Source organism: Streptomyces sp. NPDC058291 (assembly GCF_042880855.1).
In the GTDB taxonomy this organism is placed as follows: domain Bacteria; phylum Actinomycetota; class Actinomycetes; order Streptomycetales; family Streptomycetaceae; genus Streptomyces.
Window position 1 is genome coordinate 1 of the sequence record NZ_JBHVYK010000067.1, and the last position, 8,818, is coordinate 8,818.

At 74.2% G+C, this 8,818-nt stretch carries 9 protein-coding genes; 5 read left to right on the forward strand and 4 right to left on the reverse strand.

Features of this window, described 5'->3' with window-relative positions; genetic code table 11:
* Positions 1-187: 187 nt before the first annotated feature.
* Together ACFVYK_RS27795 and ACFVYK_RS27800 are read right to left on the reverse strand one after the other, a co-directional pair.
* Positions 188-1,264: an NUDIX domain-containing protein gene (locus tag ACFVYK_RS27795; RefSeq protein ID WP_389778713.1), complete on the reverse strand. Its 1,077-nt coding sequence runs from the start codon at positions 1,262-1,264 to the stop codon at positions 188-190.
* Positions 1,265-1,406: 142 nt separating this feature from the next.
* Entirely contained in the window at positions 1,407-1,601 is a 195-nt protein-coding gene (locus ACFVYK_RS27800) for a hypothetical protein (protein WP_389778715.1), read from the reverse strand.
* Between the two features lie 118 nt (positions 1,602-1,719).
* Here ACFVYK_RS27800 and ACFVYK_RS27805 point away from each other — a divergent pair, with 118 nt between their 5' ends.
* Positions 1,720-2,655, forward strand: coding sequence for an ADP-ribosylglycohydrolase family protein (locus ACFVYK_RS27805; protein ID WP_389778717.1), 936 nt, complete (start codon positions 1,720-1,722; stop codon positions 2,653-2,655).
* A 46-nt stretch (positions 2,656-2,701) separates the two neighbouring features.
* On the opposite strand, the gene ACFVYK_RS27810 is transcribed toward ACFVYK_RS27805, so the two are convergent.
* On the reverse strand, positions 2,702-3,646 hold the full coding sequence (locus ACFVYK_RS27810; RefSeq protein WP_389778719.1) for an ROK family protein: 945 nt from the start codon (positions 3,644-3,646) through the stop codon (positions 2,702-2,704).
* A 231-nt stretch (positions 3,647-3,877) separates the two neighbouring features.
* On the opposite strand from ACFVYK_RS27810, the gene ACFVYK_RS27815 reads away from it, so the two are divergent.
* The 3 genes from ACFVYK_RS27815 to ACFVYK_RS27825 all read left to right on the forward strand — a co-directional run bounded on the left by ACFVYK_RS27815 (position 3,878) and on the right by ACFVYK_RS27825 (position 6,186).
* On the forward strand, positions 3,878-4,915 hold the full coding sequence (locus tag ACFVYK_RS27815; protein WP_389778794.1) for a LacI family DNA-binding transcriptional regulator: 1,038 nt from the start codon (positions 3,878-3,880) through the stop codon (positions 4,913-4,915).
* A gap of 6 nt (positions 4,916-4,921) precedes the next feature.
* Entirely contained in the window at positions 4,922-5,680 is a 759-nt protein-coding gene (locus ACFVYK_RS27820) for a hypothetical protein (protein ID WP_389778721.1), read from the forward strand.
* 86 nt (positions 5,681-5,766) lie between these two features.
* On the forward strand, positions 5,767-6,186 hold the full coding sequence (locus tag ACFVYK_RS27825; RefSeq protein ID WP_389778723.1) for a VOC family protein: 420 nt from the start codon (positions 5,767-5,769) through the stop codon (positions 6,184-6,186).
* Between the two features lie 78 nt (positions 6,187-6,264).
* On the opposite strand, the gene ACFVYK_RS27830 is transcribed toward ACFVYK_RS27825, so the two are convergent.
* Positions 6,265-7,569, reverse strand: a complete 1,305-nt coding sequence (locus tag ACFVYK_RS27830) for a DUF6986 family protein (protein WP_389778725.1) — start codon at positions 7,567-7,569, stop codon at positions 6,265-6,267.
* 200 nt (positions 7,570-7,769) lie between these two features.
* Here ACFVYK_RS27830 and ACFVYK_RS27835 point away from each other — a divergent pair, with 200 nt between their 5' ends.
* The gene (locus tag ACFVYK_RS27835; protein WP_389778727.1) at positions 7,770-8,690 is read left to right on the forward strand and encodes an endonuclease/exonuclease/phosphatase family protein; all 921 of its coding nucleotides are present in this window, start codon (positions 7,770-7,772) and stop codon (positions 8,688-8,690) included.
* Positions 8,691-8,818: the final 128 nt, after the last annotated feature.

The following is an 8,818-nucleotide window of genomic DNA, read 5'->3' on the forward strand; positions in this document are numbered from 1 at the left end:
GGGGGGGGGGGTGGCGGGGTGCCGCCCCCGGCCGGGGGGGGGCCCCCCCGCCGGGGGGGGGGGGGGGGCCCGCCGGGGGGGGGGGGGGGCCCCCCCCCCCACCACCCACACCGGCCCCACCGGCACCAGCACCCACACCCGCACCCGCACCCGCACCCGCACCCGCCGCATGCTCCGCCCGCTGGACTCAGGCCGGCGGGCTCATCCCCGAGGACTGGGGAAAGGACTGGGGAACGCCGGCCTCCAGGTAGAGCGCGGACGCGCGCTCACGGGCTCGAAGCGCCCAGCACAGCCGCTGGTAACGGACCGGGGGGAGGAGGTCGACCGCCTCCTCTTCCGTGACGAAGCGCCAGGCGCGCAGTTCGGGGCCGGGAAGCAGGACCCCGGCCATCGCCGCGGCGTCGAGCAGGCCGCCGTCGAAGAGGAGACGCAGGCCGCCGTAGGCGGGAGGCACCGGCCGCTCCCAGTCGACGACCAGCAGCCGGGGCACGTCCGCCAGCCGGATCCCGGTCTCCTCCTCCACCTCGCGCATCCCCGCGCGCGCGGGCGCCTCGCCGGGCTCCACCACACCGCCCGGGAACTCCCAGCCGGGCTTGTACGTGGGGTCGACCAGCAGCACGCGGTCGTGTTCGTCGAAAAGGAGCACGCCGGCGGCCAGCGTCTCGGCGGTGGGCTCGGGGGTCTGCACGATGTCGCACGCGGCGGCGGCGCCGCTGCCCACGGCCTCGGCGATCCGGGCGGCCGTCTCGCGGGGGGTGAGGGCGCCGTTGTCGACCGGGTGTGCGTCGGCGGTGAGCCAGGAGGCGAGGGCGGCGCGGTAGAGGTCGATGTGGTCGTAGGACCACTGGCGGACGCGTATCTCGCCGTCGGGGAGGTCCGCAGGGATCTCCCGGTTGGCTATTCGCTCGCGCAGGATCGTTTCCGCCGGAGCGAGGAGCACATGCCGGACGGCGATCCGGCGGGCCGCGAGACCGCCGAAGATCTCGTCGCGGTACTCCTCGCGCAGCAGGGTCATGGGAACGACGAGGGTGCCGCCCAGCTCGGCGAGCAGCGCGGCGGCCGTGTCGATCACCAGCCGTCGCCAGATCGGCAGGTCCTGGAAGTCGCCGACCTCGGCCAGGCGCTTGGCCGGCAGCAGGTGCGGGAGCGCCGCGCCGATGACCTCGGGGTCGAAGAGCGTGCTGTTCGGGATCAGGTCGATCAGTTCCCGTGCGGTGGTGGTCTTCCCCGCACCGAACGCGCCGTTGATCCAGACGACGGTCACGGTTCCCCCTCTTCTGTCGGCCCCCTGGGGCTTGCCCGCTCCAGCCTGCCACGGAAACCGGTTCTCGTTGAGGGCGCGCGAACGTGACGGCGCCGGCGCCCCGAGCGGTGGGACGCCGGCGCCGCGGTGCGGTCGCCGCCCGTCAGTCGTTCTGCCCCGGCGCGTCGTCGTCCACGGCCAGGCTGTCGCCGGCGACGGTGTGGTCGAGGGTGCTGAGACTGTCGCCGACGTTCAGTCCGTCGAGGTCCTCGGCGCCCAGGCCGTGCGAGGGGCTGATCGCCGCGACGACGAAGCCGGTGGCGAGGGAGGCGAGGGCGAGCATGCTGCGCTTCTTCATGCGCTGATCAACTGCGCGGGCGCGCGCGGAGTCACGCCCGGCCCGGCGATTCGTTCGCGCGGCGCACCGGCCGCGGTGAGAATGCCGTGATCGCCCACGCCCCCGAGGAGCTCCTGCCATGACCGGTCCGCGCCACGCCCACGCCAGTCTGGACGGGCTCGTCGTCGGCGACGCCTTCGGCGACAGCTGGTTCACCCGCTCGGACGAGCCCGCCGAGGCGCTGTGGGCGGCCCGGGAGCCGCGGCCGGCGCCCTGGCCGTGGACGGACGACTCGGCGATGGCGTTCGTCCTGTTCGCCCATCTGGCCACGCACGGGGAGGTCCGTCCGGACGGCCTCGCGCGGGAGTTCGCCGCGGAGTACGGCCGCGACCCGCAGCGCGGGTACGGGCCCTCCATGCACCGGGTGCTGCGACGCATCGCCGAGGGCGAGGACCACCGGGCGGTGACGACCGGACAGTTCGGCGGACAGGGCTCGCACGGCAACGGCGCGGCGATGCGCGTCGCACCGCTGGGGGCCTGGTTCAGCGGCGATCCGGCGGCCGTCCGTGAGCAGGCCCGCCTGTCGGCGCTGGCCACCCACGCGCACCCGGAGGCGGTCGCGGGCGCGGTGGCCGTGGCGGTCGCCGCCGCGCTGGCAGCCGCCGGCGAGGGCGCGGACGCCCTGGCGCGGGCGGACTTCCTGCGAGAGGTCGCCGCTCAGGCGCCGGACAGCGAGGTGCGCTCCGGACTGCTGGTCGCGGCGAGTCTGCCCGGGCACACCTCGGTACGTCACGCGGCGTCCGTGCTGGGCTCGGGGACGTTGATCTCGGCTGCGGACACGGTGCCGTTCGCCCTCTGGTCCGCCGCGGGACACCTGGACGACCTGCCCGAGGCCCTGTGGCGGACCGTGGGCGGCTGGGGCGACCGCGACACGACCTGCGCCATCGCGGGAGGCGTGGTCGCGGCCCGCACGGGGACGCACACCGTGCCGCCCGCCTGGCGCCGGGCCCTGGAGCCCGTCCCCGCCCGGAGCGGCTGGACGGCCCCGCCCCCGCGTCCCCGTTCGACCGGCTGAGCCGGCCGGGACCGGGCCTCGGCCGGAACGTTCCTGCTGGGCTGCGTCAGACTCCTGCCGCCGTTCCTCTCGCCAGTGCGGCCGCCGCCGCTCCCACGAGTCCCGCGTCCGTGCCCATCTGTGCGGGCGTCACCGTGAGGCGCTGGGCGAAGGAGAGGGTCGCGTAGTCGCGGAGCGCTCGGCGCAGCGGGGCGAAGAGGACCTCGCCCGCGTTGCCGACTCCCCCGCCGATCACCGCGATGTCGATCTCGACCAGGTTCGCGGTCGCCGCGATGCCGGCGGCCAGCGCCCGGGCTGCCCGTTCGAAGGAGGCCAGGGCGACGGGGTCGCCCGCGCGGGCGGCGGCGGCCACCGCGGCCGCCGACGTGTCCCCGTCGGGACCGGGCAGCCAGCCGTTCTCCAGCGCCCGGCGGGCGATGTTCGGACCGCTGGCGATGCGTTCCACGCAGCCGCGCGCTCCGCACGGGCACGGATCGCCGTCGAGGTCCACGCTGATGTGACCGATGTGGCCCGCGTTGCCCGTGGGCCCGGGATGCAGCCGGCCGCCCAGGACCAGGCCGCCGCCGACGCCCGTGGAGACCACCATGCACAGCGCGTTGTCGTGACCGCGGGCGGCGCCCTGCCAGTGCTCGGCGGCCGTGATCGCCACCCCGTCGCCGATCAGCTCGACCGGGAGGTTGCCGGTCGTCGTCCTGACCCGGTCGACCAGCGGATATCCTCGCCAGCCGGGCACGTTCACCGGGCTGACGGTGCCGACGGAGGCGTCCACCGGGCCGGCGCTGCCGATGCCGACGGCGTGGACGCGCTCCCACAGCGGCGAGACCGTCAGCTCCCCCAACACCTCCTCGACGGCCCGCATGACGGTGTCGCCGTCCTCCCGGGCGGGCGTGGGGCGCTGTACGCGGGCCAGGATCGTGCCGTCGCCGTCCACCAGCGCTCCGGCGATCTTGGTGCCGCCGATGTCGAGCGCGGCCACGAAGTCGGTGTGCATCTGTCTGGGTTCTCCCCGTCCACCATGGAAATGGGCTGGCCGGTCCAGCGGTTGGGGGACGCGGGCCGGATTGCGGTGGACAGTGTCTCCCGCATCTGACAACGTTGTCCAGGCTCTATGCTCGACGCCACATCCTCATACAAACCCTGGGGCACCGCAGCCCCGTCGGCGAGATCGGCCGGACGGCGGGCATGGCGACCTCCCGTGGACGACAGGACAGGACACAGCATCGTGCCGGAGACGCAGCGCCGCCCCGAGAGCCGTTACGGCAACCGTCCCACGATGAAGGACGTCGCCGCACGGGCCGGGGTGGGCCTCAAGACCGTGTCCCGCGTGGTCAACGGCGAGGCGGGCGTGACGCCCGAGACGGAACGCCGGGTCCAGGAGTCCATCGACGCCCTCGGCTTCCGCCGCAACGACAGCGCCCGGGTGCTGCGCAAGGGGCGCACCGCCAGCATCGGCCTGATCCTGGAGGACCTCGCCGACCCGTTCTACGGGCCGCTCAGCCGGGCGGTCGAGGAAGTCGCCCGCGCGCACGGCGCGCTGCTCATCAACGGCTCCAGCGCCGAGGACCCGGACCGCGAGCAGGAACTGGCGCTGGCTCTGTGCGCGCGCCGGGTGGACGGCCTGGTGGTGATCCCGGCCGGCGACGACCACCGGTATCTGGAGCCCGAGATGAAGGCCGGGGTCGCGACGGTCTTCGTCGACCGGCCGGCCGGCCGGATCGACGCCGACTGCGTGCTGTCGGACAACTTCGGCGGCGCCCGCGCGGGGGTGGCCCACCTCGTCGCGCAGGGGCACCGCCGGATCGGCTTCATCGGCGACATGCCGCGCATCCACACCGCCGCGGAGCGCCTGCGCGGCTACCGCGCGGCGATGGAGGACGCGGGGATAGGCGTGGAGGACGCCTGGATGTCCCTGGGCGCCACCGACCCGGCGCGGGTGCGCCGCGCGGCCGAGGAGATGCTGTCGGGGACCGCGCCGGTCACCGCGGTCTTCTCGGGGAACAACCGGGTGACGGTCACCGTGATCCGGGTCCTCGCCGAGCAGACCCGCCGGGTGGCCCTGGTGGCTTTCGACGACCTCGAACTCGCCGACCTCCTCCAGCCGGCGGTGACCGTCGTCGCCCAGGACGCGGCCGCGCTCGGCCGCACCGCCGCCGACCGCCTGTTCCGGCAGTTGGACGGCACGCTGCTCGTCCCCGAACGCATCGAGCTGCCGACCCGGTTGATCACCCGCGGCTCGGGCGAGCTGCCGCCGGCGGACTGAGCGGTCATGGACGCCCCCGACACGCCCAGGGACGCCCGCGGCGAGCGCCGTACGCTGGAGGCGCTGGGCCTGGCCGACGCGCCCCGCGACCATCCGCTGAGCTATCCCGGCGCCTGGCCGAGCGGGTCAGGGCTGCTCGACGGGGACGAACTGCTGCCGCTGGAGCGCCTCACCCATCCCGGCCGGACGCCGGTGGTGGCCGTCGGCTCCAATGCCAGCCCCGCCCAACTGCGGCACAAGATGGCCGAGTTCGACGTCGTCTCGCCCGTTCCGATGGTGCGTGCGCGCGTGACGGGCATCGACGTGGGCGTGTCGGCGCACATCAGCGGCCCCGGTTACATCTCCGCCTCCCCCGTCAACGCCCCGGGCTGCACAGCGCAGTTGTTCGTGATCTGGCTGGACGCGGACCAACTCGCCACACTGGACGCCACCGAGCCGAACTACGACCGGGTCCTGCTGCCCGCGCCGCATGTCCGGGTCGAGCTGGAGAACGGCGAGGCTCTCCTGGAGACCTTCGCCTACGTGAATCACCACGGGGTCCTGCACAGCGGTTCGGGCGTCCCGCGCAGCCATCCAGGCCAGCGTGCCCTGATCACCGAACTCCTCTCCGGGTCGGCGGCGTTGAGGCGGCTGTTCGGTGAGACGCCGGAGGAGTTCTGCCGTCGGGCCCGGGCCGACGCGCGACGGCGCGAGCGGGGCGCCGAGGTGTTCGTGGAGGAGAACCTGGTGACCGTCTCCGGACTGGAACACCTGCGCGTCCGTTAGGGTGTTCGGACGGCGTCGCGTGTCGGTCACCGACCGGGTGAGGCATGGAGGCGCCCGTGAGTTTGCCTTACGGAGGCATTCCACACATGTCAGTCGAGCTGAACCACACCATCGTCCACTCCCGTGACAACCGGGAGTCGGCCGAGTTCCTCGCCCACGTTCTGGGACTTGAAGTCGGAGCCGAGTGGGGCCCGTTCATTCCCGTCGACACCGGCAACAAGGTCACCCTGGACTTCGCCACCGTCCCGGCGGAGTCCATCGCCGTCCAGCACTACGCGTTCCTCGTCTCCGACGACGAGTTCGACGCCGCGTTCGACCGGATCGAGCGGGGCGGGATCACCTACTTCGCGGATCCGCACGGCAGGCTGCCGGGTGAGATCAACCATCACCACGGCGGCCGGGGCCTGTACTTCCTGGATCCCTCCGGGCACGGGATGGAGATCATCACCACCCCGTACACCTTCCCCGCTCCGCAGCAGCCGTCGCAGTCACCGTCACGGTCGTAGTGCCGCACGGCGGGCGGCCGGCCGGGGCGACCCCGTCCCGGCCGGCCGTGCGCCCGCCAGGTGACCGGTTCCGCGCCCCTACGACGCCGAGGCCGTCAGATCGCCCCGGCGCGGCGCGGCGAAGCCCTCCAGGGCGGTCCGGGTCAGCCCGGTCGCGCCGGTCACCTCGGCGAGGTCGAGGGCGCCGCAGTCGAGGCCGCGCAGCAGATAGCCGCTGAGGGCCTTGGCGGTCGCCGGTTCGTCCATGACGTCGCCGCCGGTCCGGTGGGCGTAGCGGGACAGGCGCTCGGCGGCCTGGGCGAAACCCTCGCGGTAGAAGGCGAAGACGGCCGCGTAGCGGGTGGGGAGATGGCCGGGGTGCATGTCCCAGCCCTGGTAGTAGGCACGGGCGAGGGCGCGGCGGGTGAGGCCGTAGTGCAGTCGCCAGGCGCCGTGGACCTGCGACGTGGAACCGACCGGCAGGACGTTCGTGGAGCCGTCCGAGACCCGTACGCCGGTGCCGGCCGCGGCGACCTGCATGACCGCCTTCGCGTGGTCGGCGGCGGGGTGGTCACTGGCCTGGTGGGCGGCGGAGACCCCGAGGCAGGCGCTGTAGTCGAAGGTGCCGTAGTGCAGGCCGGTGGCCCGGCCCTCGGCCGCCTGGATCATGCGGGCGACGGTCGCGGTGCCGTCGGCGGCGAGGATGGCCTGGCTGGTCTCGATCTGGATCTCGAAGCCTAGCCGCCCGGCGTCCAGCCCGCGCGCCTTCTCGAAGGCCTCCAGCAGCCGGACCATGGCCGTGACCTGCTCGGGACAGGTGACTTTCGGCAGGGTGAGGACCAGCCCGTCGGGCAGGCCGCCGGCCTCCATCAGGCCGGTGAGGAAGACGTCGAGCGTGCGGATGCCGCGGTCGCGCACCGCGGCCTCCATGCACTTGACGCGGATGCCCATGCAGGGCGCCGCGGCGCCCGCGGCGTAGGCCTCGGCGATCAGTCGGGCCGCCCGGGCGGTCGTCGCGTCCTCCTCCGCGTCGGGGCGGGACCCGTAGCCGTCCTCGAAGTCGACGCGCAGGTCCTCTACGGGCTCGCGCTCCAGTTTGGCCCGCACGCGTGTGTACACCGGTTCGGCGAGTTCGCCCGACAGTCCGAGACAGGCGGCGAAGGAGGCGGCGTCGGGGGCGTGCTCGTCGAGGGCCGCGAGGGCCCGGTCGCCCCAGGTGCGGATGGTGTCGGCCTCGAAGGCGTCACCGGGGACGTAGACGGTGTGGACCGGCTGACGGGTGCCGGGGTCTCCGGGGTAGAGGCGGTCGAGTTCCGCGTCGACCGGGGCGAGGGAGGCGCTGATCTCCTCGCTGACGGCGCCCGCGAGGCTCGTCGCGACCGTCTCCTGCTGACCCTGGCCCATGCCGCATCCTCCCCTTTTCCGCTGTACGGAATCATCAATCCGTACAGCGAAGCTATCTGTGCCGCTTCGGGCGGTCAATACCCTGTCCACGGCGTGGTCCCACCCGTTCGCCGCCGCACCCCGCCCTCTTCCGTACGAGGGTTCTCCCCTTCATCCTGACTCACGAGACGAGCGGGAGCCGAGGGGAGCCGAGGGAGCGCATGAGGGGCAGGAGCGGGCCGAACCGGCGGGCGGGACCGAGGACCACGGCAGCCGCCGTGGCCGCCGTCCCCCTGTCCGGCGTGGCGGGAGACGCAGCCGCACGGCAGGAGAGCCGGTCGCACGGGGCGTCGTCCGCGCCCGCGCCCCCGCTGGAGGTCATGACCTTCAACCTCCGCTTCGCTTCCCGCAAGAAGCCCCACAGCTGGGCGGAGCGCCGGCCGGTGATGAGCGCGTTGCTGCACCGCGCGGCCCCGCACGTCATCGGCACCCAGGAGGGGCGGCCGCGCCAGCTGCGCCACCTCGCGGCCGATCTCGGTCCGCACCACGACTGGATCGGCGCCGCCCGCACGGCGGGCGCCGACGAGGCGGTGGCCGTCTTCTACGACACCCGCCGGCTCGCCCCGGCCGAGCACGAGCACTTCTGGCTGTCGGACACCCCGCAGGTGCGCGGCTCCAACACCTGGGGCGGGGGCCACCCCCGGATGGTGACCTGGGTGCGCTTCCGCGACCTCCTGGCGGCCGGGCGGGAGTTCATCGTCCTCAACACCCACCTCGACGACGCGAGCGCGTACGCGCGCGTGCGCGCCGCGGCCCTGATCGCCGCACGGATCGCCCGGTTCGACCCCGCGCTGCCGCTGCTGGTGACCGGCGACTTCAACGCCGTCGCACACGACAGTTTGGTGTACGAGGCGCTGCTCGCCACCGGCCTGGTGGACACCTGGGACACGGCACGCGCGCGGGGCGCGGCGTACGCCACGTTCCACGGGTACGGGCCGCTGACGCCGGGCGGGGACCGCATCGACTGGATCCTGGCGACGCCCGGCGTCACGGTCCACCGCGCGTGGGCCGACACCTTCAACGTCGACGGCCGGTACCCGAGCGATCACCTCCCGGTGCAGGCCTCCCTGAGCCCGGAATGAGCCGGGGCCCCCGCGACCTGGCGGTCACGGGGGGGCCCCGCCGGGCGGCGGCCCCCCCGCCCGCCCAGCGGGGGGGGTGTGTCACGGGGGGGGGGGGGGGGCCCCGGAAAAAGAGGCCCCCCACCCCC

Excerpts from the sequence above, each read along its gene's own strand:
- ACFVYK_RS27810 (WP_389778719.1), bottom strand. The coding sequence starts at position 3,646 with ATGCACACCGACTTCGTGGCCGCGCTCGACATCGGCGGCACCAAGATC.
- ACFVYK_RS27835 (WP_389778727.1), top strand. The coding sequence starts at position 7,770 with ATGAGGGGCAGGAGCGGGCCGAACCGGCGGGCGGGACCGAGGACCACG.
- ACFVYK_RS27800 (WP_389778715.1), bottom strand. The coding sequence starts at position 1,601 with ATGAAGAAGCGCAGCATGCTCGCCCTCGCCTCCCTCGCCACCGGCTTC.
- ACFVYK_RS27825 (WP_389778723.1), top strand. The coding sequence starts at position 5,767 with ATGTCAGTCGAGCTGAACCACACCATCGTCCACTCCCGTGACAACCGG.
- ACFVYK_RS27830 (WP_389778725.1), bottom strand. The coding sequence starts at position 7,569 with ATGGGCCAGGGTCAGCAGGAGACGGTCGCGACGAGCCTCGCGGGCGCC.
- ACFVYK_RS27805 (WP_389778717.1), top strand. The coding sequence starts at position 1,720 with ATGACCGGTCCGCGCCACGCCCACGCCAGTCTGGACGGGCTCGTCGTC.
- ACFVYK_RS27820 (WP_389778721.1), top strand. The coding sequence starts at position 4,922 with ATGGACGCCCCCGACACGCCCAGGGACGCCCGCGGCGAGCGCCGTACG.